The organism is Paludibacterium denitrificans, from assembly GCF_009707705.1.
Classification (GTDB): Bacteria; Pseudomonadota; Gammaproteobacteria; order Burkholderiales; family Chromobacteriaceae; genus Paludibacterium_A; species Paludibacterium_A denitrificans.
In genome coordinates this window covers 2,489,805-2,515,143 of record NZ_WLYX01000001.1, presented here as the reverse complement: position 1 = coordinate 2,515,143, position 25,339 = coordinate 2,489,805, and the positions used below count along the sequence as shown (strand labels likewise).

At 58.9% G+C, this 25,339-nt stretch carries 33 protein-coding genes, 1 tRNA gene and 5 pseudogenes; 33 read left to right on the top strand and 6 right to left on the bottom strand.

Annotated elements, in window-relative coordinates; translation table 11 throughout:
- Window positions 1-2 precede the first annotated feature (2 nt).
- The 9 genes from GKE73_RS16250 to GKE73_RS16210 all read left to right on the top strand — a co-directional run bounded on the left by GKE73_RS16250 (window position 3) and on the right by GKE73_RS16210 (window position 5,249).
- The gene (locus GKE73_RS16250) at window positions 3-425 is read left to right on the top strand and encodes a hypothetical protein (RefSeq protein WP_230370757.1); all 423 of its coding nucleotides are present in this window, start codon (window positions 3-5) and stop codon (window positions 423-425) included.
- A gap of 282 nt (window positions 426-707) precedes the next feature.
- Complete coding sequence (locus GKE73_RS16245) at window positions 708-1,085, top strand: hypothetical protein (protein WP_230370756.1); 378 nt, start codon at window positions 708-710, stop codon at window positions 1,083-1,085.
- Window positions 1,082-2,353, top strand: a complete 1,272-nt coding sequence (locus GKE73_RS16240) for an Ig-like domain-containing protein (protein WP_230370755.1) — start codon at window positions 1,082-1,084, stop codon at window positions 2,351-2,353. The genes GKE73_RS16245 and GKE73_RS16240 overlap by 4 nt, the downstream gene beginning before the upstream one ends.
- Window positions 2,253-2,753: a hypothetical protein gene (locus tag GKE73_RS16235; RefSeq protein WP_230370754.1), complete on the top strand. Its 501-nt coding sequence runs from the start codon at window positions 2,253-2,255 to the stop codon at window positions 2,751-2,753. The genes GKE73_RS16240 and GKE73_RS16235 overlap by 101 nt, the downstream gene beginning before the upstream one ends.
- Window positions 2,754-2,976: 223 nt before the next feature.
- Window positions 2,977-3,222, top strand: coding sequence for a hypothetical protein (locus GKE73_RS16230; protein ID WP_230370753.1), 246 nt, complete (start codon window positions 2,977-2,979; stop codon window positions 3,220-3,222).
- The gene (locus GKE73_RS16225) at window positions 3,219-3,581 is read left to right on the top strand and encodes a hypothetical protein (RefSeq protein WP_230370752.1); all 363 of its coding nucleotides are present in this window, start codon (window positions 3,219-3,221) and stop codon (window positions 3,579-3,581) included. Before GKE73_RS16230 ends, GKE73_RS16225 begins: the two co-directional genes overlap by 4 nt.
- A gap of 2 nt (window positions 3,582-3,583) precedes the next feature.
- A complete protein-coding gene (locus GKE73_RS16220; protein ID WP_230370751.1) occupies window positions 3,584-3,949 on the top strand; it encodes a hypothetical protein in 366 nt (121 codons plus the stop codon).
- Complete coding sequence (locus GKE73_RS16215; protein WP_230370750.1) at window positions 3,946-4,986, top strand: hypothetical protein; 1,041 nt, start codon at window positions 3,946-3,948, stop codon at window positions 4,984-4,986. Before GKE73_RS16220 ends, GKE73_RS16215 begins: the two co-directional genes overlap by 4 nt.
- A gap of 71 nt (window positions 4,987-5,057) precedes the next feature.
- Complete coding sequence (locus tag GKE73_RS16210) at window positions 5,058-5,249, top strand: hypothetical protein (RefSeq protein WP_230370749.1); 192 nt, start codon at window positions 5,058-5,060, stop codon at window positions 5,247-5,249.
- A gap of 306 nt (window positions 5,250-5,555) precedes the next feature.
- Here GKE73_RS16210 and GKE73_RS16205 read toward each other — a convergent pair whose 3' ends face one another.
- Window positions 5,556-6,014 carry a hypothetical protein gene (locus GKE73_RS16205; RefSeq protein WP_230370748.1) on the bottom strand — a complete coding sequence of 153 codons (459 nt, stop codon included), beginning with the start codon at window positions 6,012-6,014 and terminating at the stop codon, window positions 5,556-5,558.
- Between the two features lie 465 nt (window positions 6,015-6,479).
- Between GKE73_RS16205 and GKE73_RS16200 the strand changes: the two genes are divergently transcribed.
- From GKE73_RS16200 to GKE73_RS16175, 6 genes are all read left to right on the top strand, one after another.
- Window positions 6,480-6,716, top strand: a complete 237-nt coding sequence (locus tag GKE73_RS16200; RefSeq protein WP_230370747.1) for a hypothetical protein — start codon at window positions 6,480-6,482, stop codon at window positions 6,714-6,716.
- Window positions 6,713-6,898 carry a hypothetical protein gene (locus GKE73_RS16195; RefSeq protein ID WP_230370746.1) on the top strand — a complete coding sequence of 62 codons (186 nt, stop codon included), beginning with the start codon at window positions 6,713-6,715 and terminating at the stop codon, window positions 6,896-6,898. The genes GKE73_RS16200 and GKE73_RS16195 overlap by 4 nt, the downstream gene beginning before the upstream one ends.
- Window positions 6,899-6,909: 11 nt before the next feature.
- Window positions 6,910-7,383 (top strand): hypothetical protein, encoded by a 474-nt coding sequence (locus GKE73_RS16190; RefSeq protein WP_230370745.1) that lies wholly within the window; start codon window positions 6,910-6,912, stop codon window positions 7,381-7,383.
- Between the two features lie 247 nt (window positions 7,384-7,630).
- Entirely contained in the window at window positions 7,631-8,407 is a 777-nt protein-coding gene (locus GKE73_RS16185; protein ID WP_230370744.1) for a hypothetical protein, read from the top strand.
- Complete coding sequence (locus tag GKE73_RS16180) at window positions 8,407-9,000, top strand: tail fiber assembly protein (protein WP_230370743.1); 594 nt, start codon at window positions 8,407-8,409, stop codon at window positions 8,998-9,000. The genes GKE73_RS16185 and GKE73_RS16180 overlap by 1 nt, the downstream gene beginning before the upstream one ends.
- On the top strand, window positions 9,000-9,143 hold the full coding sequence (locus GKE73_RS16175; protein WP_230370742.1) for a hypothetical protein: 144 nt from the start codon (window positions 9,000-9,002) through the stop codon (window positions 9,141-9,143). Before GKE73_RS16180 ends, GKE73_RS16175 begins: the two co-directional genes overlap by 1 nt.
- 207 nt (window positions 9,144-9,350) lie before the next feature.
- Here the strand turns inward: GKE73_RS16175 and GKE73_RS16170 are convergent.
- Window positions 9,351-9,442, bottom strand: a tRNA-Ser gene (locus tag GKE73_RS16170).
- A 315-nt stretch (window positions 9,443-9,757) separates the two neighbouring features.
- On the opposite strand from GKE73_RS16170, the gene GKE73_RS16165 reads away from it, so the two are divergent.
- From GKE73_RS16165 to GKE73_RS24030, 4 genes are all read left to right on the top strand, one after another.
- Window positions 9,758-10,414, top strand: coding sequence for a nitrilase-related carbon-nitrogen hydrolase (locus GKE73_RS16165; RefSeq protein WP_230370741.1), 657 nt, complete (start codon window positions 9,758-9,760; stop codon window positions 10,412-10,414).
- 101 nt (window positions 10,415-10,515) lie between these two features.
- Window positions 10,516-11,331, top strand: a complete 816-nt coding sequence (nadE, locus tag GKE73_RS16160) for an NAD(+) synthase (protein ID WP_230370740.1) — start codon at window positions 10,516-10,518, stop codon at window positions 11,329-11,331.
- A gap of 172 nt (window positions 11,332-11,503) precedes the next feature.
- Complete coding sequence (locus tag GKE73_RS24035; protein ID WP_280954990.1) at window positions 11,504-11,695, top strand: outer-membrane lipoprotein carrier protein LolA; 192 nt, start codon at window positions 11,504-11,506, stop codon at window positions 11,693-11,695.
- Window positions 11,696-11,745: 50 nt separating this feature from the next.
- Window positions 11,746-11,964 carry an outer-membrane lipoprotein carrier protein LolA gene (locus GKE73_RS24030; protein WP_312854491.1) on the top strand — a complete coding sequence of 73 codons (219 nt, stop codon included), beginning with the start codon at window positions 11,746-11,748 and terminating at the stop codon, window positions 11,962-11,964.
- Between the two features lie 76 nt (window positions 11,965-12,040).
- Here GKE73_RS24030 and GKE73_RS16150 read toward each other — a convergent pair whose 3' ends face one another.
- Complete coding sequence (locus tag GKE73_RS16150) at window positions 12,041-12,430, bottom strand: VOC family protein (RefSeq protein WP_230370739.1); 390 nt, start codon at window positions 12,428-12,430, stop codon at window positions 12,041-12,043.
- Between the two features lie 380 nt (window positions 12,431-12,810).
- Between GKE73_RS16150 and GKE73_RS16145 the strand changes: the two genes are divergently transcribed.
- The 8 genes and pseudogenes from GKE73_RS16145 (at window position 12,811) to serS (ending at window position 18,668) form a co-directional block, all read left to right on the top strand.
- Window positions 12,811-13,761 carry an HD-GYP domain-containing protein gene (locus GKE73_RS16145; protein WP_230370738.1) on the top strand — a complete coding sequence of 317 codons (951 nt, stop codon included), beginning with the start codon at window positions 12,811-12,813 and terminating at the stop codon, window positions 13,759-13,761.
- Window positions 13,725-13,898 (top strand): hypothetical protein, encoded by a 174-nt coding sequence (locus GKE73_RS16140; protein ID WP_230370737.1) that lies wholly within the window; start codon window positions 13,725-13,727, stop codon window positions 13,896-13,898. Before GKE73_RS16145 ends, GKE73_RS16140 begins: the two co-directional genes overlap by 37 nt.
- A pseudogene (locus GKE73_RS16135) lies at window positions 13,895-15,206 on the top strand (replication-associated recombination protein A). The gene GKE73_RS16140 and the pseudogene GKE73_RS16135 overlap by 4 nt, the downstream one beginning before the upstream one ends.
- Before the next feature lie 159 nt (window positions 15,207-15,365).
- A pseudogene (locus GKE73_RS16130) lies at window positions 15,366-15,827 on the top strand (autoinducer binding domain-containing protein); the annotation flags it as partial.
- A 31-nt stretch (window positions 15,828-15,858) separates the two neighbouring features.
- Complete coding sequence (locus GKE73_RS26080) at window positions 15,859-16,053, top strand: helix-turn-helix domain-containing protein (protein ID WP_376767374.1); 195 nt, start codon at window positions 15,859-15,861, stop codon at window positions 16,051-16,053.
- A 224-nt stretch (window positions 16,054-16,277) separates the two neighbouring features.
- The gene (locus GKE73_RS16125; RefSeq protein ID WP_230370735.1) at window positions 16,278-16,478 is read left to right on the top strand and encodes a hypothetical protein; all 201 of its coding nucleotides are present in this window, start codon (window positions 16,278-16,280) and stop codon (window positions 16,476-16,478) included.
- Between the two features lie 105 nt (window positions 16,479-16,583).
- The gene (locus GKE73_RS16120; RefSeq protein ID WP_230370734.1) at window positions 16,584-16,970 is read left to right on the top strand and encodes a hypothetical protein; all 387 of its coding nucleotides are present in this window, start codon (window positions 16,584-16,586) and stop codon (window positions 16,968-16,970) included.
- 409 nt (window positions 16,971-17,379) lie between these two features.
- A pseudogene (serS, locus tag GKE73_RS16115) lies at window positions 17,380-18,668 on the top strand (serine--tRNA ligase).
- A 111-nt stretch (window positions 18,669-18,779) separates the two neighbouring features.
- On the opposite strand, the gene GKE73_RS24025 reads toward serS, so the two are convergent.
- From GKE73_RS24025 to GKE73_RS16105, 3 genes are read right to left on the bottom strand one after another with little or no spacing between them, the layout of a single operon-like run.
- Window positions 18,780-19,250: an EAL domain-containing protein gene (locus GKE73_RS24025; RefSeq protein ID WP_280954989.1), complete on the bottom strand. Its 471-nt coding sequence runs from the start codon at window positions 19,248-19,250 to the stop codon at window positions 18,780-18,782.
- Window positions 19,251-19,255: 5 nt separating this feature from the next.
- A complete protein-coding gene (locus GKE73_RS16110) occupies window positions 19,256-20,560 on the bottom strand; it encodes a putative bifunctional diguanylate cyclase/phosphodiesterase (protein ID WP_312854490.1) in 1,305 nt (434 codons plus the stop codon).
- Window positions 20,520-21,281 (bottom strand): CBS domain-containing protein, encoded by a 762-nt coding sequence (locus tag GKE73_RS16105; RefSeq protein ID WP_230370733.1) that lies wholly within the window; start codon window positions 21,279-21,281, stop codon window positions 20,520-20,522. Before GKE73_RS16105 ends, GKE73_RS16110 begins: the two co-directional genes overlap by 41 nt.
- 415 nt (window positions 21,282-21,696) lie before the next feature.
- Here GKE73_RS16105 and GKE73_RS16100 point away from each other — a divergent pair, with 415 nt between their 5' ends.
- The 6 genes and pseudogenes from GKE73_RS16100 (at window position 21,697) to GKE73_RS16080 (ending at window position 25,338) form a co-directional block, all read left to right on the top strand.
- Window positions 21,697-22,038 carry a hydrogenase maturation nickel metallochaperone HypA/HybF gene (locus tag GKE73_RS16100; RefSeq protein ID WP_230370732.1) on the top strand — a complete coding sequence of 114 codons (342 nt, stop codon included), beginning with the start codon at window positions 21,697-21,699 and terminating at the stop codon, window positions 22,036-22,038.
- 40 nt (window positions 22,039-22,078) lie between these two features.
- A pseudogene (locus GKE73_RS27045) lies at window positions 22,079-22,282 on the top strand (hydrogenase nickel incorporation protein HypB); the annotation flags it as partial.
- Window positions 22,283-22,480: 198 nt separating this feature from the next.
- Window positions 22,481-23,029: a hydrogenase nickel incorporation protein HypB gene (gene hypB, locus GKE73_RS25015; protein WP_312854489.1), complete on the top strand. Its 549-nt coding sequence runs from the start codon at window positions 22,481-22,483 to the stop codon at window positions 23,027-23,029.
- A pseudogene (locus GKE73_RS24020) lies at window positions 23,029-23,232 on the top strand (acylphosphatase); the annotation flags it as partial. The gene hypB and the pseudogene GKE73_RS24020, both read left to right, overlap by 1 nt.
- A gap of 52 nt (window positions 23,233-23,284) precedes the next feature.
- Window positions 23,285-23,908, top strand: coding sequence for a Sua5/YciO/YrdC/YwlC family protein (locus GKE73_RS16085; protein ID WP_280954988.1), 624 nt, complete (start codon window positions 23,285-23,287; stop codon window positions 23,906-23,908).
- 14 nt (window positions 23,909-23,922) lie between these two features.
- On the top strand, window positions 23,923-25,338 hold the full coding sequence (locus tag GKE73_RS16080; protein ID WP_280954987.1) for a Kae1-like domain-containing protein: 1,416 nt from the start codon (window positions 23,923-23,925) through the stop codon (window positions 25,336-25,338).
- Window position 25,339 lies beyond the last annotated feature (1 nt).

Here is a 25,339-nt window from a genome sequence, read left to right as displayed (position 1 = left end):
CCATGAACGTCCACGACTATGCCCTGACATTCGGCATCGACGGCGTGTTAATCCCGGTTAAAGCCGCCGTTAAAGTCACCCAGCGTTACGAGACCCTTGGCGGTCGCACCCTGACGCGCATGAGCAATGGCCGTGGCCATCTGCAATCCCGCTGGAAAAAGATGCGTAGCGAACTCTCCGGTACCGGCTGGGCACCGCTCCCGCTGGCCGGGCTGGACCGGAGCATCGTGCACACCATTGACTGCGTCGCCCCGCGCGCCGTGCCCATTGGCACTCCGGTCTCTGAACGCCCGGATGTGCCCGGCGTCATCCGCGACGGCATGTATGTGTACTGGCCTCGGCTCACCGGCTATCTGGAAATCACGGAAGACACCGACCCGCGCTCGGCTACGTGGGGCTGGACCATAACGATAGAGGAAGAATGATGGCGACTGTACTCCCGAATGATGCCTACACCCCAATGATCCCCGCCATCAGTGGGCGATCCATTTATATGGATGGATGGGAAACTACACTGGCGGCGGACTGGACGCCAAACGGCATGAACAGTCCCGTTCTGACTGACTGGATCGGGCTAGATAATCAGCTCAAGACGAGATCCGGCACCAGTGCCGAAGTCGTCATTGAGTGGATCGGTGAGGATGGAGCGATGATTCGCTAAGCCATTTTTCTTGTTTAGCCCAGGCCCTTCGATCTATTGGGGCGATATGCCCGATATGGCCACCGGTGCTGTGCCGGATGTGAGCATGACGATCCCGGCCGGAAGCCGGGTCTACATGCCGCTGTTTTCGTATGACGTGCAACGCCCGGTGAACACTGCACCGGCTTGCTTACCGTATCTCATCCGTGGCGGTGAATGGGTGCCGGTCATGGGGTCATCCCCACCGCTTTGTAATCCGGATGGAACGTCATTCACCCTCCCGACTATTGATGACACCACAACGGCCACCGCCCTTATTTTGCTGTGTTACCAAACAAAGGCATCGTACGTCGTTTTGCAATCCACCTTGCTGGGTGGTGAGATGCCGTGGTTTGACCTGCCCCCGGGGTATACCGGAGACGGTAGTGGTGGAGTGCCTCAGTGATGTTCGGCCTGACCACGTTTGGCCAGACGCCATTCGGTACGGTAAGCGGAGAGAGCATCACCGGCGAAACCGTTTCCCTGCCTCTGCTGGTCACCGTTGCGCATACCCAGCCGGATGCCGCCACGATCTGGGATATCCGTGTTCTACTCGCTGACCAGGACATCACCGACCAGCTGACCGGGTCGGTCGTCATCGAAGCGGAGGAGTCTGCCTCCCGTATCGCCACGGTCAAGCTGCTGCTGACCGGGCAAAGCCTGTCTGACCTGACCGGCAAGCCACTGGTGGTCGAGATGCGCCCCAACGTGCTGGCCAGCTGGCAGCGACGCTTTACCGGCATCGTGGACACGCCCGAGTTTGGCCAGGATCGTGACTTTGTCACCCTGCATGCCCGTGACCGGCGCAGCGAGTCGCTGGCTCTGTCCAGCCGGGCCGAGCTGGAAGCATTGCTGGGCGGCTACTGGTCTCAACATGTTTTTGCCCGTTACGCCGACAGCCTGCAGTACGCCACGGACCGTCTCTCTACCATTCCCGCTGCCTATGATCTGGATGTCTACGGCAATCCGCGCCTGACACCATGGGCCGGGCTGGCGTCCAGCCTGACCCTGCATGCGGGCGATATCGTCGATGAATCGCTGTCGATTCAGCCCAGCAGCCACAAGTCGGTGATCAACCCGGTCACCAATGACAACGAGTCGGAACAGGCCATCAGTACCACGGCGATCTGCAAACTGTCGGACGGCAAGACCCTGACCACCAGCACCCAGCCAACGCTCACCGGCGTGGCCACGCCCGGCATGACCGTAACGGTGAAGGTAGGAGGTCAGACTCTGACCGCCACGGTAAGCGCCGGTGGCCACTGGTCGGCCAAGGTAACGAAACCCCGGCCGATGGCCGCTATACCCCGTGCGTCACGCTCACCTACGGCACTATCCAGTGCACGATGTGGGGCACGCCATTTCAAGTTGCCCGGAATGGCAAAGGGACGGCGATCATTGGTCAGGCCGCGCAAGAGCGTGTCGTCGACTGCTCGTTGCAATATCGCTATCCACGCCTGCACGAATACCGCCGCACCTATACCGGTCGATGGGCATGAGCTATGCCGCCTTTGCCCAAGGCAACAACGGCAAGCCGTACAAACTGCCGGAGAAGTCGCTGTTCAAGTCAGCCGTGGATTCCAGCGGCTGGAAGCTGCTCTCCGAGTTCTACACGCCACCGCTACAAGGCCAGCACTATGTCGGCTATATCGACAGCAGTGGCAATCTGCATGACGGTGAAACCGTCCCGAGCGATGCCGCCGCCGTGCTTTGGTACCGTAACGACTACACCGGCAAGCCCGAAGACGATCCGCGCTGCGAGTCGGCGGTGATCGCCATTGCCAAGCGGGTGGTGCAGACCCTGACCGAGCGCTGGCGGATCACCGTTAAGGCACCGGACAGCATTGCCGCGCTGGGCGAGATGAAGAAACAGGGGCAGACCGCCAGCATCGATGCTCAGGCAGTGCGTTCGACGCCTCCGCCTGGACAGACTCGACCACCATGCTGCCGGAAGTGGGCACCACCTCGGTCGACCTCACCAGTCTGGCCGATGCCACCCGAGAGGAGGCCAATCTGGCCATCCAGACACTGGCCGCCATTGCCCGGCGCCAGATACTGGAATCCCACCGCTTAACCCGCGTTAAATTCACGCTTCCGATTAACCCGGTTTTAGACACCTCGCGGGCGATCACAGTAGACCGGCCCGACCTGCTGGCCAGCGGCAAGATTGCCCGCCTGACCGAAACCTATGACCTGACGGCGGGTAGCGCACTGGCCGCCGTCGAACTGGCCATCTCGGGCCTGATCGGTGTTGGTACCGTTGATAGCGACCCGCTAAAAGCCCGGAGCTGGAGGCATTGCCCAGCCAGTCCCAAGCGGATAGTGCGGATCTGGGCACCTGCCTCGAGGGGCGTAGCCAGTACAGCACCAGCACCACCGGCTATACCACGGGAGCCAGTGGCGATGCCGCCTCGGAATACCCCCATGAAGTGGCCATCGCCGTGCCGGAGATTCCGGTATACCTCACCGACCCGGTCTCGCGTGAACTGGCCTACACCGTGTCGGTGGCCATCCCTGTCGATCGTCTGGAGTTCCGCTCATGAGTCGTCTGACATTCGGCTTTTATCGTGACGCCGAGCGTCACCAGCCGCTGGCCAGCCTGGCATTGGCCGGTGGCACCGTCACCCGGATCTGGGTCGGTACCGATGGCAGCAAGGTGGCCATGACGCCCAGTGGCGAAACCATCACCCTGACGGCTCAAGCCATCGGCCCCGGTCTCCCGGCCAGCCGGGTCAAACTGGCCAACTCGCTGTCAGAACTCGCCCATGGCAATGCCAGTTTGGCCATCGGGCAAGTGGTGTCCGGCATGCAAGCACTGTGGCTGCAGGTTGAAGATGCCGGACTGGACGATGGACAGTACGCCAACCTTTCACTGGTCAGCAACGCAATCTACGAGGTGTAACCATGGCCCGAATGAGCGCACAAGAAGCGGCCGAAGTCGCCCAGGCACTGGCCCGGCAATCCAGCCAAAAGACCGATAACGGCCTACCGCCCGCCAGCGGCCCCGGCGGCATTCCCGGCGGGATATTTCGTGGCAAAGCAACGGAAGGCAGTGGGACTGGCCAGACGTTGGCGGGACTGGCATCCGCTTATGTGGAAACCGGCCGGACGCTCTACGACAGCACCACCGACACCACACCTTACTTTACCCATGACGGGCTGTTCCGGATTGGAATAGTGCCGATCAAAACCCTGACCATTGCCGAGTCAAACAGCAGCGGAAACCCCACTGGGTCACCCGTCACCATCACCTTCAAACAGGGGGCATGATGATCGACCAGCCGACCCAATACGGATTCATTGGCGGTGGCTATGTCGTCGTTACCCCAGACAAAGATGCCCCATATTCAAACATCACCGGGTTTGGTTCCACCGGTACGCTGTTCCGTGATGACGGCCAAACGTTTCCATGGAAGGGCATCAATCCGTTTGATTGCAAACTGAATAATTATGGTGGATTTCTTACTGGTGGCAGCCCCGTGTACATGAATGTCACCACGGTACCGAACGCCCCTAAAAACGTGCCCGGTGCCCGAAACGATATCTGGACATCCGGGCCGCAGATGTCGGTGTATGGCGGCAAGCATCGTCTTGGTGGTGGATGGCTTTGTTGGCTGTACCCCATCGCTCCCGGCGAAGTCTTGAAACTCACGGTTGGGGCGGGAGGCTACGCCGATGACCGGGAGTACACCTACCAGCCCAACGTCGTGGTTCATAGCACCATCACCAAGACCGAGGACGATGACAGCGACTACGAGTGGGTCATGGCCTCAAAAGATGGCAAGACGGCCTTGTTGAGAAGCACCCGGCGCTATTACTACCAGGTCAACGTGACCAGCGTGGCCCGTACGGACAATGTCAGCGACCCGTACCGCATCAATAAGACCCGCTACGATGTGACGATGACGATTCAACAGCTTGGACGGGTGCGGGTTGACGTAGAAGAAGGAGGATGGACGTATTTTTACAAAGGGCCGCTCTATACCCTGAGTGAAGCGGGCAAAGTCGTACCGGTCGACTTCTATGTCAGAACAACCAGTACCGTCGAAATGGTCAAAGTCAGGGAAGAGCTGACGTATCCGACCTCTGACGGGGTGGGCCACCCGATGGGGACGCCGTACATCGTCGAGTACGGCTACTATCTGGAGGACTACACCTTCAGCCAGAAAATCGGGTCCATTTCGTTTGATTTTCATCGGAAAAATGCAGAGGATGGTTGGTCGCGTCGGCAAGATACCGGGGAAATCTTGCCGTACGGCACCGACAGTTTTGACCTGCTTAAGCGCTGGAAATCACGCACAGCCTGATCGGCATTGATATCGGCACCGGTGATATCAATGCCGGTAGTTTTTCGGACGGCAGCCACACCCTGAATGTCATGCCGCTGACGATCAGTGAGTCAACCAGTCATGTCGACCACCACGTCTACTACGACCTGACCACCCAGCAGGTCATTCCCGAAGACAAAATCCTGCGCAAGAACGCCAACGCCAGCTACGTCCGGGCCATCTCCCCGGACAGGATCTTCCTGTCAGATAACCCGAACGACCAGAGCGTGTTTTTTGTGTAGGGGGTACCAGGCCATGCTTATCAAGGTATAGTCTGGTGGCAGTCGATTGACCACGGACATTAACGTGGAGGCAACTGTCCTTGCACGGATTTTTCGCCTAATCGGTGCTGGATAAATGGTTAGGTACCGGTAATTGCGTTGCTCAGTAGAGAAGGTTATCCATTACCACAACTCCGCGAACCAACTCGACAAAGTTCTTCCCCTCGGCCGCACATTTCTCCAAGAATGCTTTGTATGCTGATTCGTTTACGAATAGAAGGGTTGCCTCTTTGAGGTCAAAACTGAAGTTACCGGTATCCGCCATTCTCATTCGTGTGTCCAATCAATGAACGAATCTTCGTTGCTTAGATCGAAATTGACGATCCGCCATTGCTGATCCGCAGGAAGAAACCTCTTGGCCTCAGAGGTCTTATCATAGATTACTGGTCTGGCGCCCTTCGCATAGGCATAGTCTTTCGGGAAGGCAAGACCAACGGCTAAGTATCGCCTCTTAGGGTCTTGCTTTCCCTCGTTGTATTTCTGTTCAAAAAATACGTTTTGGCAGATAGCTGTCAAAGGAGCATCTTGGAAGCATACTGCAGGCATCGGACCGCAAATGAATCCGCTCTGCGTTGAACTCCCTATAAGCTTTGCATCCGAAACGATTTTGTATAGAACCTCGACAACCGTCTTATCTTTTGTGTTTCGTGTTAAGTGAACAACTTGAGAGGATAAATCGCTCCGTTCCGCCAATCGGCGCTTCCATGCTTTCTTTGTGTAGGACATAGAGAAGATACCTGCCTATATAAATGCACAATTTTTAGCCTAATTCTTAATATGCTAACTATCGCCTGATAAAGTAAAAGCAACGCTATTAATTGTCATAATTTAGCATACACGCTGCTTGATCGGCATAATAAAACCCATAGACTGCACCTAACTCTTGCACACAGACTAAGGCTCCTATTTCTGTATGCTGACAAAAAACCGCGAGTTAGTCCCAGAATCATTCGTCCTTTTCTTGCCGTTCCAAGACATACCACGCGCACTTCACCGAACCCCTTCCCACCTCCCTGAAGCCACCAGACGCCGGACAATCCACATTGTTCGGCGTTTTTGCTTTAGGAACCCCATGAAACCGTATGCCCGTCCCGACCCGCTGGAGATCACCCGGGCTGCACCTTCGAAAAGTCCCGGCAGTGGACGGCAGGCGGTAAGCCTGTTGACCTGACCGGGGCGGAGTTCGAGCTGGTGGCCAAGTCTGATGCCGGGGCCACGGACACGCTCTTGTACCTGACCACCGGCATTGGCATCACCGTCACGGATAGTACCTTCACCATCCGCATCGAATCAGTCATCACCCGAACCTACGCCCGGCGTTCTGCTGTCTTCAACCTGCGGGTGCGCTGGCCCGGCCCCGATCCACGCCGCGTGGACCTTGTCATGACCGGGACGATCATCGTGAAACCGGGAGTGCTGGCGCCATGAGCGACCCGGAAATCATCGAGCTGGTGCCCGGCATCGAGGTCGAGGTGCTGGAAACCACGGCCATCGAGCGCGAGGTGCTCACCACCTCGGCAGAGCAGGGTCCACCCGGCCCACCCGGAGCCTCTGGTACCGCCGAATTTGATCTCGACCTCACCCTGATCTACCAAATTGCCAAACTGTAAGGACCCAAACCATGTCCCTAGACACCAAACTGACGCTGCTGGCCCGGGCGCTCGGAACCGATGTCAAATCCCTGACAGCCGCCGTCGGCAATCCGGCCGCGCTGACCACGACCGCCAAAAACTCGCTGGTCGCCGCTATCAACGAGGTACAGGCCGCGCTGCAGTCCACGACGGTCATCAACGACACCTCCGCGTCGACTACTTCCACGTACTCCTCCAGCAAGATGACCGACCTGCTGGCGCAGCTGAAATCGGACATCCTAGGCGGTGCCAGTGCAGCCTATGACACACTGAAGGAAATCGAGACCAAGCTGGGCAGTGACGACACCGCTCTGGCCAACCTGCTTTCCGCCGTAGGCAACCGGGTTAGCTTTGCCGATGCGCAGAGCCTGACTGCTGCCCAGCAGCTGCAGGCGTGCCAGAACATCGGTATCGGCGACCCGACTGTTGATCTCGTTGCCGCCTACAACGCCGCCAAGGCGTAAGGGGGCTGCAGTATGTCGCTGCTTGCGAATATTCAGGCTGCCATCGGCGCTATCGGAGCTGATATTAAGGCGCTCCCATCTAGGTTTGCTGCATTGTCTGGGTCAAGCGAACAACCGTTCAGTGTAGGTGCTGCCACCCAGAGCCATCATGCGGTAAATCTAGAGCAGGCTCAGGTTCTGAACGCTACTAAAATCCCCAGCCCTGCTGCTCGACTGGCCACTTCTGTCACCGCCAAGCTGGGCGCTGGTGCGTGATGGTTCGGCAATCGGCCGTACAGTTGAGCCACTGCTTTTCGCCGCACTGTGCCCAACGCGCAGCGGCACGCTGACCGGTGGACAAGCTACTGTCACCGGTCTTTCTACCACGCTGGACATGTGGGTCGGCATGCCGGTAGAAGGCGATGGCATACCGGATGGAACCACTGTGTCCAGCATCACCAGCACGACGGCGATCATGCTTTCGGCCGCCGCGATGGTTAGCGGAGAACAGGTGCTAACCATCTTTCCGTTCGGTTATGGCTACGGCGGCAGCGCGACCACCTTCGGTGTACCGGATGATCGTGGCCTACATACGCGTGGCTACGACAGCGGTCGCGGCTACGAGAAGTCAACGCTGACGGCGAAGACGACTAATGCCAGCAACGTGCTGACCGGCATCGCTTCAACGCGTGGACTGTGGGTCGGCATTCCAGTTTCAGGAGCAGGAATCCCGGCCAACACCACCATCACCAAAATCAATAGTGCGACCAGCGTGACGATCAGCGCCGCCGCAACCGCCACGGCAGCGTCTGTTGCCTTGAGGGTGACAGGCAGACAGCTCGGCGCCGAGGGCACGGACGAGATCAAGGCGCATAACCACGCACAACGCCGAGATGATGCAACTGGCGCAGCAGACGGTACCGACACGGCGGATGCCGTGGGAGGTACTAGTGAGTACGGGTTTACGTCCACTACCGGTGGCCCCGAAAACAACGTAAAACGTCGCATCGTACTGCCCATCATCGCTACAGGGAGGGCCGTGTAATGGCTGCACTCGACACACTGCTGTACTCATTTGACCCCGCAACAGGGGAGTCGAACGGCCAACCGTTTACACCGAATATGGACCGAGAAGGGAACCCCCTGCGGCCAGCCTTCACGACTTTTAACCCGGTTCCGGAGGCCGGTCTGCGTGAGGTGGCATTGTTCCTCGATGATTCTGGCTCTGTTCCGCTGGACTGGAATGGATCATGGCGCATCCGGCCGGACTGGCGTGGGGTACCGCTATGGTCGATGGCCAGTGGCGAGCCGGTTTCCATACAGCGTCCTGGGCAGACTCCCGCTGACATTAGCGCTATCGACGCGGAACCACCTGCGGCGGGCCATTATTGGGACGGAAGTGGCTGGAAGCTGGATACTGCCCGACATGCGCAAAGGTTGGCAGAACTAAGATATACAGAAGCCCGTACTGCCCTTTCTGCTAGCGACACCACACTGATGCGCTGCTATGAGGCTGGCATCGCACTGCCCGCGGAGTGGGTGGCGTACCGCAAGGCTCTTCGAGCTATCATCTCCGCACAATCCGGCGACCCGACGCAGCTGTTGCCGACACGACCAGCCTATCCGGAGGGTACCTGATGATCTGGCTCTTACTCGCCCCGCTTGATCTGCTGGTCAACATGCGGGCCTTCCCGGTGGCGTCGACCGAGGCCGAGTGCGAAAGCCTTCGCGCGGCCCTATCGGAAGCGCAGCAAACGGCAGTGGTAAGTCAGGCTGAATAGCGGCGGTTTGGATGTGGCCGGGAGAGGGTTAAAAGCCGGTAATTTTGCGGGTTATTTGCACCGATTAGCCATGTTGGGCAGTGCAAAAGCCCGCGCTAAACTGTGCAAATCAATTCGCAACGTTACACTCAATGCAGGTTTTTATGCAGGACAAAATCAATAGACAACAAAAAAGCCCTGAAAAATCAGGGCTTTAATGTAGATATCTGGCGGAGAGGGGGGGGATTCGAACCCCCGTTAGGGTATTACCCTAAACACGCTTTCCGGGCGTGCGACTTAAACCACTCATCCACCTCTCCAGAACTTTTCTGAGTGCTGGCTGTTAGCCGTTTTGCCCTCAGAGGCTGCGCAGTATATAAGTCAACGGCGGTGGACGCAAGCTTTTTTTGCCATTTGCCGTTTTCTTGGTGACCTTAGCTCGCCCATAGTTATCGGTCTGCGGCACTCGCACTCGTTTCTAGCCAGAGATGGCCGTGGTCATTCATTCAGTTATGCAGCCCGGAACAGCTTCGTGGCTACCGTATGTTTTAACTCAGCCAGTTGGCACCATGACTAGGGCGCTAGCCATAAGGTAAACTTGCATTCATTCGATTTCCTTGGCGGTTCATATCACGATGCGTATTGCGCTGGCCCAGTTCAATCCGGTAGTGGGCGACATTACTGGTAATACCCAAAAAATCCTGCAATTGGCACATCAGGCCATGGCTCAGGGTGCCGACATACTGATCACGCCGGAGCTGGCCCTGACCGGCTACAGCCCGGAAGACTTGTTGTTGCGCGACAGCTTTTACCGCGCCTGCAATCGCGCGCTGGATGATTTGCTGGAGCTGGATGGCATCACGTTGGTGGTTGGACACCCGGTGAAGCTGGGCAATGAGTGCTTCAACGCGGCCACGGTCATGCGTGACGGGCATCGTCTGGGGCAATACCACAAGATGCTGTTGCCAAACGATGAGGTCTTTGACGAGTGCCGTTACTTCACCCCGGGTGCGGCGCCACTGGTATTCAAACAGGGCGACACGCAGGTTGGCGTTCTGATTTGCGAAGACGTGTGGTCAGTCGATCCGGCGGCCGAACTAGCAGATGCCGGGGCGGAACTGGTGCTGGTGCTAAACGCTTCGCCTTTCCATCGCAACAAGGTTGAAACGCGGCATGATGTTGTTCGTTACCGTGTTGAGGAAACCGGCTTGCCGTTTGCCTATACCAATCTGGTTGGAGGGCAGGATGAGCTGGTTTTTGACGGGGCTTCGTTTGCCATCAACAAGGGCTAGAGATCGTCGCTCAGGCCGCGTCGTATCAGGATGAGCTACTGCTGGTTGACTATAGCGCTGGCGATCTGCAGCCAGCGAGCAAAGCCGCTCTGCCCGGCCCGGTGGAAAGCGTTTACCGCGCGCTGGTTGTGGGAGTACATGACTACATCACCAAAAATGGTTTCCCCGGTGTATTGCTGGGCTTGTCTGGCGGGGTGGATTCGGCGCTGACACTGGCGGTGGCGGTGGACGCGCTGGGGGCGGACAAAGTGCATGCGGTGATGATGCCGTCGCGTTACACCGCGGAGATCAGTGTGACCGATTCGCGCGACATGATTGGTAAGCTAGGGGTGAAGTACGATGAGATAGCCATCTGGCCGATGTATGAGCAGTTCATTCAGGCGCTGGCGCCCTCCTTTGCCGGGTTGGCCGAAGACACCACCGAAGAAAACCTGCAGGCGCGCATTCGTGGCACGCTGCTGATGGCGTTGTCCAACAAAACCGGCAAGCTGGTGCTGACCACCGGCAACAAGTCGGAGATGACTACCGGTTACGCCACGCTGTATGGCGATATGGCTGGCGGTTTTGCCGTGCTGAAGGATGTCTCCAAAACGCTGGTCTACCAGTTGTGCCAATGGCGCAATTCGATTGGAGAGGTGATTCCGGAGCGCATCATTACCCGTCCGCCGTCTGCGGAACTTCGCCCGGATCAGAAGGACCAAGATAGTCTGCCGCCTTACGATGCGTTGGATGCCATCATGCAGCACTATGTGGAAGACAACCTGTCGGCAGATGACATCATCGCCATGGGCTTTGCTGAAGCAGATGTACGCAAAGTGGTGCGGTTGCTCAAGATCAACGAATACAAGCGCCGCCGGCGCCGGTGGGCATTCGTGTCACCCATCGCGGCTTTGGCAAGGACTGGCGCTACCCGATAACCAACCGGTTCAGTTAATACCTGCTCATGAAAAAATTTGTGATAGCCGCTTTGGCCTGCGTTCTGACGCTGCTTAGCCAATGCGGCGGCCATCGCCCAACTGAAGGCGTTTGTCGCCAGCAGCAAGACGCTTTCGGCCAACTTCAGTCAAACCGTCAGCGCCAAGAACAAGCATGAACAAACCAGCGGCTGGAGATTTCCCGTCCGGCAAATTTCGCTGGGAGTACAACAAGCCTTACGAACAGCTGATTGTCGGTGACGGCAAAACCTTGTGGATTTACGACAAGGAGCTGGCGCAAGTTACCAAGAAATCGCTGAATGCCGCACTGGGCAGCAGCCCGGCCGCATTACTGGCTAAGCAATAACGCCATTGAACGCGATTACCGCCTGAAAGAAGCTTTACAAGAAAGGTGCGGTGGAATGGCTGGTTGCTAGCCCTAAGAAAGCCGACAACACCTTCAGCGCCATTCGCATGGGCTTTCAGGCGAATATGCTGGTGGAGATGGAGTTGACCGATAGCTTTGGCAATACCACGCACATCAGCTTCACCGGCCAGCAAAAAAATCCGGCCATAGCCAGCAGCCACTTCAGTTTCAGCGCACCCAAAGGGGTGGATGTGGTAAGCGGGGACTGATTGTGCCCTCTTCCATCATGACAAACGCCACGTGACCGTGGCGTTTTTTTATGGATGACCGGTCGGTAACCGGTCCTTATAGCGTTGGTAGTTCGATCAAGACGAACTCGTTGCCGTACAAGTCAACAAAGTGTGCAACGCCGCCGGTAATGTCATACACCGGCGCGCGCACGAACTCCACGCCCTTGCTTACCAGCTGGTCATAATCGGCCGCCAGATCGTCGGTATAAAACACAGCATAGGGCTGCCCTGCCGTCTGCTTGCCGACTTGGGCACGCTGCGCCGCTGTTTCGGCCAACACCAGCCACAATGCGACATCCGGCTGCGTGGGCAACCGCAAATGCACGCAGCGCCGCTCACCGGTATGAATATCGACCACGACCTCAAAACCCAGCTTGGTTGTATAGAACGCGATAGCTTCATCGTAATCTTGTACAAGCAAAACCAGTCGCCCCAAAGACTTCATGATGCGCCTCTTTTCCTGTGATTACGTCTGCCTTGCTTAAGCAGGCATATCGGTTTACGGTACACCCAAACCGGACGAGAGGCCAAACCAGCCGCCCTCTTTCGGCCAACCTGCAGGCGGTAAATCGGCATCTATCACGATCAATTATCACCGCGGCAACGGCAAAAACCCTGTCAAAGACAGGGGAATAAAATCTCCGGGCGATTCAACACAAGCGCAAACAGAGTTCGTATACTCATTGCACAACTTTTACGGAGCCCCAGTCTTGCCGCACCATTTGCCGGAATCGCTATATATTCGCAATCGTCTGATTCAGACGGACGATATTGAATTCCGGCTAACGCCCGCCGAAAAACAACGCCTGCTGGCGCAAGGCACTCATGACAAGGCCGCTCCGCCGCCGACAGCGCCGAACGAAGCCATTCAAGACCCGTTTCAACTTCTACCACCGGGCCTATCAATATCTGGGCTGGCTAACGCCTCGCCTGCTGGAGCTGGATGACGCCGAAGCACAGGTACGCAAGCTGGCCACACGGCTGATCAGCAGCGCCAACCACGCTCCCGAAGCCACGCTGGCCGCCAGCCTGCTATTGCCTTATGCCAGCTACGCACAGGCTCATGCCGTGCATGTTGCCGTGTTGATCGCCCGCCCGGCCTCGCGCCTGAGCATGACAGACAAAGACAGCCAGACACTGGTGTGCGCCGGGCTGACCATGAACGTGTCCATGGTGGAATTACAGGATGAACTCAACCGCCGGGCGGCACCGCTTTCCACCCTGCAAGTCAATCAGCTGCACCTGCATCCGCTGGCCAGCTCCGCCATCCTGCGCGAAGCCAATATTGAAGATCCCGTCTGGCATCTGGCGATCATCGAACATCACGAACGCTGGAACGGCAAAGGCTATCCGTTTGCGCTGGAACGCGAGGCGATCAGTGCTTATGCCCATATCCTGCACGTGGCCGACGTGGCCATGGCCCGCCTGCATCCGCGCCACTATCGTCGCTCGCTCGTTCCGCGCAATGCCATGGCGCAGCTGTTTCAGCAACGCGACATCCTCACCGATAGCCAACTGACCGACTGCCTGATCAAGGAAATCGGGCTGTATCCGCCCGGCAGCTTCGTCAAGCTGGAACACGGCGGCAGCGCCATCGTTGTGCACCATAGTGACAACATCACCAGCCCGCTGTGCGTACGCCTTGGCCGTGATGCCAGCCGCACGCCGCAACCGCAGAAAGTGGTCGGTTCCGTCGAAATGGCGGTGGAAGCCCGCCACTTGCCAGCACTGGCCTCGCTGTGGAACGGCAAGATCGTCGCCACCGCCGCACGCTAGGCACGGCCAAGGTTGGCCGAAAACCGCTGGCGGCACCGCCCGCGCACAAGGCTCGATCTGACGTAAGCCGTCTGATGCATTACACTCACGCCATGCATTGCGGCTTCTGTGTAGCCCTGTCGCTGGACCAGCCATGAACGACCTATTTCACCAAGAACCGAAAAAACCCCGGCCGAAGCACTGCGCCCCACCACGCTGGACGACGTCATCGGCCAGCAGCACTTGATCGGCCCCGGCAAACCGCTGCGCCTCGGCGGTCGAAGCGCAAGCCTTGCACTCCATGATCTTGTGGGGCCCTCCCGGCGTGGGCAAGACCACGCTGGCACGGATTCTGGCACACAGCTTTGATGCCGAATTCATCCCGCTGTCGGCGGTGTTTTCCGGCGTGAAGGACATTCGCGAAGCAGTAGAAAAGGCACAGGCCGCGCTCCAGCGCAATGGCCGACAAACCATTTTGTTTGTCGATGAAGTTCACCGTTTCAACAAGAGCCAGCAAGATGCCTTTTTGCCTTTTGTCGAATCCGGCCTGCTCACCTTTATTGGTGCCACTACCGAGAACCCGTCGTTCGAAGTCAACTCCGCGCTATTGTCGCGGGCACAGGTTTACGTGCTGCAAGCCTTGAGCGACGCCGAACTGCAGCAATTATTTACCCGCGCACAGCAGCACGGTGCGCTGGAAGGACTGGAGTTTGACGACAACGCCATCGCCACGCTCACCGGCTATGCCGATGGCGACGCCCGTCGTTTTCTTAACCTGCTGGAGCAGACCCGCACCGCCGCGCTGGCGCGCAAGGTTGGCCGAATCGACACCGCCTTTCTGGGCGAAGTGTTGACCGTCAACGCTCGCCGCTTCGACAAGGGCGGCGATGCCTTCTACGACCAGATATCGGCCCTGCACAAATCGGTACGCGGCTCCAACCCGGATGCCGCGCTGTACTGGCTAACCCGCATGCTGGATGGCGGGGCCGACCCGCGCTATCTGGCCCGGCGCCTGATACGCATGGCATGGGAAGACATTGGCCTCGGCCGACCCACGCGCCGCACGGGTAGCGCTGGATGCTGCTGACACCTACGAACGGCTAGGCAGCCCGGAAGGTGAACTGGCGCTGGCACAGGCGGCAATTTATCTGGCCGTGGCCGCTAAAAGTAATGCCGGTTACAACGCCTATAATCAGGCCCGCGCCTTTATCCGTCAGGACAAGAGCCGCGAGGTTCCCATCCATTTGCGCAATGCGCCGACCAAACTCATGAAAGAGTTGGGCTATGGCCATGAGTACCGCTACGCCCACGACGAACCCAACGCCTATGCCGCCGGGGAACACTACTTGCCCGAAGACATGGCAGAGCCCGGTTGGTATCAGCCGGTGCCACGCGGGCTGGAAAGCAAGATCGGAGAGAAGCTTGCCCTGCTACGCAAGTGGGATGAGGAAGCTAAAAAGAAATAGGCCCGCACGGGCAATCCCCAACAGATAGCATTTGGCCGATGAACACAGCACCTGCGGGTGCTGTTGTCACATCTGGCCCAAAGCACCACCGCCGGGCTTTTGGCAAATACCGGCGCATCCATTACCATCTCGTCATAAACATAAATAGCGAGATACCCGGTGTCAGCCCAGATCTATCCCTTCGAAAACATCCTCCACGCCGCCAGCATTGCAGAACTGACTGGGGCACTGCTGCATGCCAGCCAGCATTTTGGCTTTTCATCATTCCACTATGGCGCCCACGCGCCGGTAAAACCCAATGGTGAACCCGCCCGCTTTATCTTTGACGGCACGGAGCAGAAGCATGGTGGCGTAATTTCCAGCTATCCGGAAAGCTGGTTCAACCGCTACCAAGCACAGAACTACATTGAAATCGACCCACTGGTCCGGCATTGCTCGCGCTCCATCATCCCGGTGGTGTGGCATCTGCAACCAGAACCTGAGGACCACACCGTACGCCAGATGTTTGATGAAGCCAGCGAACACGGCTTGCTGACTGGCGCCACCTTTTCGGTGATCGGCAAAAATAGTGAGCTGGCGATTTTCAGCCTGACCACCGACAGCAATACCGCGGCAGACAAGCGCAATATCCAGGCACAGCTGGGCGGGCTATATGTTGCTGGCCCATTTGCACGAAGCCGTTACCCGGCTGGCACTCACCAACAATATGTTCACCCGCTCCGTCACCCTGACACCGCGGGAAAAGGAATGCCTAAGCTGGGTTTCCGCAGGCAAGACCTCATGGGAAATTGCCCGCATCCTCAATGTAGCCGAGGCCACGGTAATTTTTCACATCAGTAATGCTTAAGAAGAAGCTGCATACCAGCACCCGCACCCAGACGGTGGCGCGCGCCATTGCATTGGGGCTGATCAAGCCCTGAATCCTGCCTGCAGATATCCGGCCTATAAGTTCTTATAGTTACCGGCCAACATGGAATCCTTTGAAATAGCGCCCGTAGCGAGGCAACCGGTTTTGGGTAAACATCCGAGCCCGGCAGCCTCTGGCCATGCGATCAATCATCGGGACCCGTCATGTTGCGCCACTTACTCATTGCCACCACCAGCGCCGTCAAAGTCGCCAACATTACCAAGAATGACGGTTTCAACGGCACGCACATCCATTACAACACCAGCATCAGCAGCAAGAGTTACCGCTGCGGCATGCTCAGTACCTTTGCCAGCCGCTCCCTGCCCAAATGTGTAAAAGCAGGCGCAGCACTGGCGCTGCAATGATAGTGGCCGCCACCTTGTTTCCTTCCAATCAGCTCGGGATCACTCCATGAAAGAAATCAACGGCAGACTGAAAATGCTGGGCTCCGGCACAACCATCAAAACCCGGTGGGCAAATCCTTTGTCCATTACAACTCCATCGAGATTGGCGACACCATCCTGCAAAAAGTCCGCACTGCGAAAAGCCTGAGCGACTATATCGGACGCGGGCTGGGTGAAGAGGTCACGCTGTTTCTCAACGGTAAAATGCTGATTGGCATCCGTCTGGCCGATGGCAAAACCTATTTCTGGAAACGCAGCCTGATCGGACCGGTACTGGGGCTGCTTTGCATGCTGCCTCTGGTTGCATCCCTGCTGTCGACCAGTAACAGCCTGCTGATCGGCGTCGGCCTTCCCGCGCTGTTTTATTTCCCGGTATTTCGCCGCGATCTGAAACAGGTGCTGTCCTATCAATCCAGGCTATCGGCCATGGGTGGCATTCCGCTGAAAAGCTAAGCCTCCTCAATAACACCGGGCAGGCCACCACGGCCTGCCGCAACGCCGCCTACAGAGTACACCCTCCCCTCACCCTGACCGCCCTCTCAAGCACAGCAGGTCGCCATCAGCATCTACAAGCGCACCACCAGCGCTTATAATGCGCGTCTGGTAAGCAACAGACAGGACAAAGCCTGTCGGTTGCCGGTACACTTGAGCATTGCAGCACATTGCTGATGCCCGCACGCGTGCAACACATGGCATTACACTCTGTTGTTGTGGGTAAAACCGCGGCCAGGATGGCAGGTACCGCAACACGGCGTGGCAGCGACAGTTTCGCCAAGCGGTCGGCAAGACCGCCAACAAGACACAGCCGCCGGAACCGCAAGCCCGGAACAAGCAAGACACTTAAATATCATCAGGATTTTCCATGCTAGACATTCAATCGCTCCGTAACGATCTGGACGCCGTCGCTGCCCGCTTGGCCAGCCGTGGCTATACGCTGGATACCGAAGCGTTCGGCCAACTGGAAGTCGAACGTAAGAACCTGCAAACCCGCATGCAGGAACTGCAAGCCAAGCGCAATAGCGCCTCCAAACAGATTGGTCTGGCCAAACGCAATGGCGAAGACGCCAGCGCCATTCTGGCGGAAGTGGCGACGCTGGGCGATGAACTCAAGGCCACGGAAGAAGCCTTTGCCGCCGTACAACAGCGGCTGGATCTGTGGTTGATGAGCATCCCCAACCTGCCGCACGAATCCGTACCGGTCGGCAAGGATGAAAACGACAACGTCGAAGTACGCCGTGTGGGCGTACCGCGTGCCTTTGATTTCGAAGTCAAAGACCACGTCGATGTTGGTGCGCCGCTGGGTCTGGATTTCGAAACCGGTGCCCGCCTGTCCGGCGCCCGCTTTACCGTATTGCGTGGCGACATGGCCCGCCTGCACCGCGCGCTGGCGCAGTTCATGCTCAACACCCACACCGGTGAGCACGGTTATACCGAACACTACACCCCTTACATCGTCAATAGCGACGTGCTGTACGGTACCGGCCAGCTGCCGAAATTTGCCGAAGACATGTTCCGCGTCGAACGTGGCGGCGAAGCGGCGGCACAAGCGCAGTATCTGATTTCCACCTCGGAAATCACCCTGACCAACACCGTGCGTGACAGCATCCTCAAGGCTGACGAGCTGCCGATCAAGATGACCGCGCACTCGCCCTGCTTCCGCTCCGAAGCCGGTTCCTATGGTCGTGATACCCGCGGCATGATCCGCCAGCACCAGTTCGACAAGGTGGAAATGGTGCGCATCGAAAACCCGGCCAACTCTTACGCGGCGCTGGAAGAGATGGTGGGCCATGCCGAGAACATCCTCAAGGCACTGGAACTGCCGTACCGCGTGATCACGCTGTGTACCGGCGACATGGGCTTCTCTGCCGCCAAGACCTACGATCTGGAAGTGTGGCTGCTTAAGCACAGAACACGTACCGCGAGATTTCCAGCTGCTCCAACTGCGAAGCCTTCCGGGCACGCCGCATGCTGGCCCGCTTCAAGGACGAAAACGGCAAGAACCAGCTGGTGCACACTCTCAATGGCTCCGGCCCGGCCGTGGGCCGTACGCTGGTGGCTGTGCTGGAAAACTACCAGAACGCCGACGGCAGCGTCACCATCCCGACCGTGCTGCGTCCCTACATGGGCGGCAAGGACAAGATCGGCGGCTAAGTTGGCCGAACGCCAGACAAAAAAACCGGAGCACATGGCTCCGGTTTTTTTATGCTGATCCGCTTGGGCATGTCAACTTGGCTGTCTTTTCGGCCAACTTTGCTCCGCCGGTTACGCTTGCTGCGCGCGCAATAGCCGCTCGAACTCCTGACGCGGCACCGGTTTGCTGAACAGGAAGCCCTGAGCCCACACGCAGCCCTGCTCCTGCAAGAATTGCCGCTGCGCCTCCAGCTCCACCCCTTCGGCCACCACATCCAGACCCAGACTGCGCGCGATGGAAATGATGGCCTGCGTAATGGCCGCATCGTCGCGGTCCTGATGCAGATGCATGATGAAGGACTGATCAATCTTCAGGCCATGCACGGGCAGACGCTTGAGATAGGACAGCGAAGAGTAACCGGTACCAAAATCATCAATCGACAGATAAATCCCCAGTTGCTGCAGCCGCCGTAGCAAATCGATCATGCCGCTGGTTTCATCCATCACCGGGCTTTCCGTCACTTCAAGCTCCAGCACGGAATTGTGTAGTTCATATTGCGTCAACAAGCTGGCGACGGTGTCGACAAAGCTGGGGTTTTTCAACCGTCTTAGCCGGAAACATTGACGGCGACACGGCCAGAGGACAGCCCGCTATCCTGCCAGTGGCGGATATCGGCACAGGCGGTATCCAGCACCCATTCGCCAATCGGTACGATCAGGGCACTGTCTTCGGCAATGGGAATGAACTGGCTTGGCGGGATCATGCCCATCTCCGGATGACGCCAGCGCAATAGCGCCTCAGCCCCGACGATGCGCCCGGAGGCCAACTCCACCTTGGGTTGATACCACAACTCCAGTTCGTGTTGTGCCAGTGCGCGGTGCAGGCTGTATTCCAGCTTGAGCCGCTCGATGGCGCGGGCGTTCATGTCTGCCGTGTAAAACTGGAAGGTGTTCTTGCCCCGCTCCTTGGCGCGATACATGGCGGTATCCGCATTGGCCAGCAAGGCATCGGCGGCGGCGCCATCATCCGGGTACATGGCAATCCCGACGCTGGCGGAGATGAACACTTCCTGTCCGGCCACCACCGCCACGGCCGAGACGGCGTCCAGAATACTCTGGGCACGGCTGGCTACTTGCTGCACCGACACCACGTTATCCAGCAGGATGGTGAATTCATCGCCGGACAAGCGCGCCACGGTAGCCAGCTGCGGTGCCACACGGCGCAGCTCCGAGGCAATCCGGGTCAGCAACTCGTCGCCCGCATGGTGGCCCAAGGTGTCGTTGACCAGTTTGAAACGGTCCAGATCGACAAACATCAAGGCCACGCGGCGGTTATATTGCGCCGCCTGCTCCACCGCTGCCTGCAGTTTTTCGATAAACAGCGTGCGGTTGGGCAGGCCGGTCAGGGCATCATGGTTGGCCAGGAAATGCAGGCGTTCTTCCGCCTGCTTGCGCTGGGTAATGTCGGAAAACACGGCGACGTAATGGCGACACTCGCCACTGTCATCGCGGATGGCGGTAATACTGAGGTGTTCGGTATACAGCAGGCCGTTCTTGCGGCGATTGACCACTTCGCCCTGCCGGGCGCCATCCTTGATCAGGCAACGCCACAGGTACTCATAGAATTCACGCGGTTGCTTGCCGGACTTGAGAATGGTAGGCGTCCGCCCTACCGCTTCCTCGCGGGAATAGCCGGTGATGCGCACAAATGCCGGGTTGACCGTCTGGATGACGCCGCTCTGGTCGGTAATGACGATACCTTCCATGGTGGCCTCGAATACCTTGTCGGCCAATAGCAGGTTCTGCTTCGATTGCAGCAGGGCCTCGTCACGCTCGCGCAAGGCGCCATGCAATTCCAACAGGAATTCGTGCTCAATACTCTGGATGATTTCGCGAAAGCTGACGATCTGCACCAGCTTGCTTTAAGGAGTCAAAGACAGCCAGATGGCGAATCTGGTGCTGGTAAATCATGCGGCGGGCCTGCAGCAGGCTGGCCGACTGTGGCAGGCCGAGCACCGGACGGGTACAAACCGTGCCAATCAGGCGATTGGTATCATCATGTGCCAGCAGGCGTACCACATCGCGCTGGGTCAGGATGCCGTAGCTCTGATCAGGAAACAGCACGCCCACCGCCGACAGATCATGATCCCGCATCTCGCGCAGCGCGGTTTGCAGGGTATCGGCGTGGGAAAGGATGGAGACTTCCGGACTATTGAGCATGTCCAGCCGCTTCACCCCGAGAAAGGCTTCGGTATCCTGATTGAGGATCACATCGGACAACGACAGCACACCGATCAGTTGCCCATGCTTCTCTACCAACGCGTGACGAATTCGGCTCTGGCGGAAGACGCCCAGGGCATGGTGCACGGTAACGTCGTGCTGCAGGGTAATGATCGGCTTGCTCATCACCTCACACACCGGGCGGCTGCGGCCGTTATCGTCGCCCAGGTCTACCTTGACGGCATCGCTTTCGGTCCACACCCCTTGCGGAATGCCGTCGTCGGCCATGACGATGATGGAGCCGCAATTGGCATCCAGCATTTTACGGGCAGCCTCACTGACCGGGGTGTCCGGCCGACAACTGAGTATCTCGGCTGACAGTATGTGCTCAATCGACTGCATCAACGGGGACATGGAACAAAGACCTTAAACAACAATTAATAATTTGTGCATCATTATAACGGCAGAGCTAATAACCATGATAGGGAAATAGATCAAGGTTTACTTAGGTTTAACCTCAAAATGCTCACCATGGTTTAGCGCCCTATTGTAACGATGGTTGCTGGGTTATCGGCTGATTAAGGTTAATGGGGTCCGGACAGTTTTGAAAACTAACGCCCCGCAATGCGGCTTAACAATACTTCCAACCAGCCCGCACTATGACACAAATGATTTACCGTGACAGCTTGGCATAATCGCCCGCCCAAGGTGATCAGGAAAAACCCTGATAAAACAATGAGAAACACGGATCACCCGCTCTGCTGCGAATAATCAATGTAGGCTATAGGATAATCATGGCGCCGCTGGTACCGACTAACGAAAGCCCATCATGCATGAAATGACGTTGGCCGAAGAAATCATCTTGCTGCTGGAACAACAGGCCGTCACGCAGGGTTTTACGTGTGTCAAACAACTCTGGCTGGAAATTGGCGACTTGGCCGGTGTCGATGCCGAGGCGCTCGACTTTTGCCCGGAAACCATCAAGCTCGATACGCTGGCGGCTGACGCGCGCGTGCATATTCGGCATCAGCCGGGCCAAGGCCATTGCCCTCGCTGTGAGCAGACGCTGATCGTGCATAGCCGGCTGGATGCCTGCCCGCAGTGCGGCCACTACCCGCTACAGATTCAGGGTGGCGATGCCATGCGCGTGTGCGAGCTGGAAGTAGAATGAGCGGAAAAGCCTCATCGTCAACACTTATCGGGAGACAACAATGTGCACGGTTTGTGGCTGCGGCCAAGGGCAGGCTCTCAGCGAGGGGGCAAGCGGAACGGGAGTGAAATATCCTTACCGGGCGCACGGCGGGCAGCAACACCCACCGGACCGCCCACCTTCCGCGCATGCCACGGCGCCAGCCTCCCGGCCAGACAGCGGGAGACTGGACTACGGTAGCGGGCCCGCTCACGCTCATGCGCCGGGGTTGTCGCTTAAGCACGCATGGTCAAAATCGAGCAGGATATTCTGGGCCGCAACAACCAGCTGGCCAGCGCCAACCGTCGCAAGTTGGCCGAACAACGGATATTTGCCATCAATCTGGTTTCCAGCCCCGGTTCGGGCAAAACCACCCTGTTGGCCGAAACCATCAGACGGCTGTCCCCGTCTCTCCCCCTGCGCGGTGATCGAAGGCGATCAGCAAACCAGCCACGATGCCGAACGCATCCGTGCCGCTGGTGCCCCGGCCATCCAGATCAACACCGGCAAAGGCTGTCATCTGGACGCCCACATGGTTGGCGAGGCGCTGGCAGCGCTGGAGCTGACCCAAGGTAGCCTGCTGTTGATCGAGAATGTAGGCAATCTGGTCTGCCCGGCCGCCTTTGATCTGGGGGAAGCACACAAGGTGGTGATCTTGTCGGTGACCGAAGGCGAAGACAAACCGCTCAAATATCCCGACATGTTTGCCGCCGCCGATTTGCTGCTACTCAACAAGATCGACCTGCTGCCCCATCTGGATTTCGACGTGGCGCGCTGTCTGGCCTATGCCCGGCAAGTCAATCCCGCCATCCGCGTGCTGCAGCTGTCGGCACAAAGTGGTGAAGGACTGGACGCGTGGCTGGACTGGCTGCAACAAGGCGTACAGGCCGCCCGGGCCAGTCAACGCCCAGCCATGGCCTATCGGCCACATGCCGATCGCGCCGCAGCACAGATGGCACAACAGCAACAGTGATGGAACGACAGCGCTTGCGGATACACGGCCGGGTACAGGGCGTCGGGTTCCGGCCATTTGTCTGGCGACTGGCTCACGCCAGCCAGCTCAGCGGCTTTGTGTGCAACAGCGGCGACGGCGTCACGCTGGAAATACAAGGGCCATCGGCCGCTCTGTCCGCCTTTCACCAGCAGCTGCAACAAACGCTACCGCCGTTGGCGTCTATCAGCCACCTTGAGACACATTCCCTGCCGGTACGCACCGACGAATCCGACTTTGACATTACCGCTAGCGAACCCCGGCGGATGCGCCCGGCTCCCCGCGGACAGCGCCGCCTGCCCGGCCTGCCTGAACGAGCTGTTCGAGCCGGGCAACCGCCGCTACGGCCATGCGTTTATCACCTGCACCGATTGCGGCCCGCGCGACAGCATCAGCCATCGCCTGCCCTATGACCGCGCCCACACCAGCATGGCACGGTTTGCGCTGTGCCCGGCTTGCCAGAGCGACTACACCGCCCCGGCCAACCGGCGTTTTCACGCCGAGACACTGGCCTGCCCGGCGTGCGGCCCGCAATTGCAGCTACTGGGAAGCGGCGCGGCCACGCTAGCGGGCGAGCCGATTGCCGAAACCGTGCGCCTGATCCAGCGCGGCGCCATCGTCGCGGTCAAGGGGCTGGGCGGCTTCCATCTGCTGTGCGACGCGCGCCAGCCGGATGCCGTGGCACGCCTGCGCGCCCGCAAGCAACGGCCCACCAAACCGCTGGCGCTGCTGGTGCCGAATGTTGCGTCAGCTCGCCAATGGGCGCAGGTAAACGATGCCGAGGCTCACTGGCTAGATGCGCGCGAAACCCCCATCGTACTGCTGGACAAACAGCCACATAGCGACGCCATGCTGGCTTAAGCATCGCGCCGGACATGGGGCAACTCGGCCTGCTGCTGCCACCAGCGCCGCTGCATTGGCTGCTGCTGCATGCCGCACTCGGCTACCCTGCCGGGCACGATTGGCGCCACGAGGCCCAGCCTGTCGTGTGGGTCATGACCAGCGCCAATCGCTCCGGCGCCCCCACCGTCACCCATAACCACGCCGCGCTAACCGAGTTGGCCGACATCGCCGATGCCTTCCTACTGCATGATCGTGACATCGTCACGCGCAGCGACGACAGCGTGCTGACCGTGGTGGATGGCGCGCCGCTGTTCCACCGCCGGGCGCGCGGCTTTGCCCCCGAGCCACTGCCGCTGCCACACGGCGGGCCGCCGGTATTGGCGCTGGGCGCCTATCTGAAAAACACAGCGACGTTGATGTGTGACCACGAAGCCCGGCTTTCCACGCATGTCGGCGATCTGGATCACCCGCAAACCTGCGTGACGTTAGATCAGGCGGTGGAGCGCCTGCTGGCGGGCACCAATATCCGGCCCGCCGTCATCGCCTGTGACCGGCAAACCGACAGCTACGCCAGCCAACTGGCAGAAAGGTTGGCCGAACACTGGCACGTCCCGCTGCTGGCGGTGCAACACCACCATGCCCATCTGGCCGCCGTCATGGCAGAGCATGCACTGGAGGCACCCGCGCTGGGGCTGGTGCTGGATGGTTTCGGGCTGGGGGACGACGGCGCCGCCCGGGGCGGAGAACTGATGCAACTGGAAGGCAGCGGTTACCGGCATCTGGGCAGCCTTGCCACACTACCGCTGCCCGGCGGCAACCGCGCCGCGCGCGAGCCGTGGCGCATGGCGGTTGGCCTGTGGCATCAACTCGGGCAACCCGGCCCGCTGCCACCCCACCTGACGGCACACCCGGGCTACGCACTATTGCAGCAACAACTCAACCGGCGCTTCAATTGCCCGGATAGTAGCAGCCTCGGCCGCTGGTTCGATGCCATCGCCGGGCTGACCGGCCGCTGCCCGCAACAGCACTTCGAGGGCGAGGCGGCGCAACAGCTGGAAGCACTGGCTCAGAGCTGCCCGCCCTTGGCGCAGGGGTGGGTGATTTCGGCCAACCTTAGCGGGCGCAGCCAACTGGATTTAAGCCCACTGGCACGCCACCTGCTGACGCTCAACGACGCCACGGCCATTGCCAGCCTGTGGCACAGTACGCTGATCGCGGCACTGGCCGACTGGCTCGTCCGCACCGCGCGCACCACCGGCCTCACACTCATCGTGCTGGGCGGCGGCTGTCTGGCCAATCGCCGCCTGCATCGCGGGCTGCGGCAGGCACTGACACAGGCCGGGCTACGCGTTTATCTGCCACACACCCTGCCGCCCGGCGACGGTGGCATCAGTCTGGGTCAAGCCTGGATAGCGCGCCAATGGTGGCGTGCCACACAAAGGAGCTGAC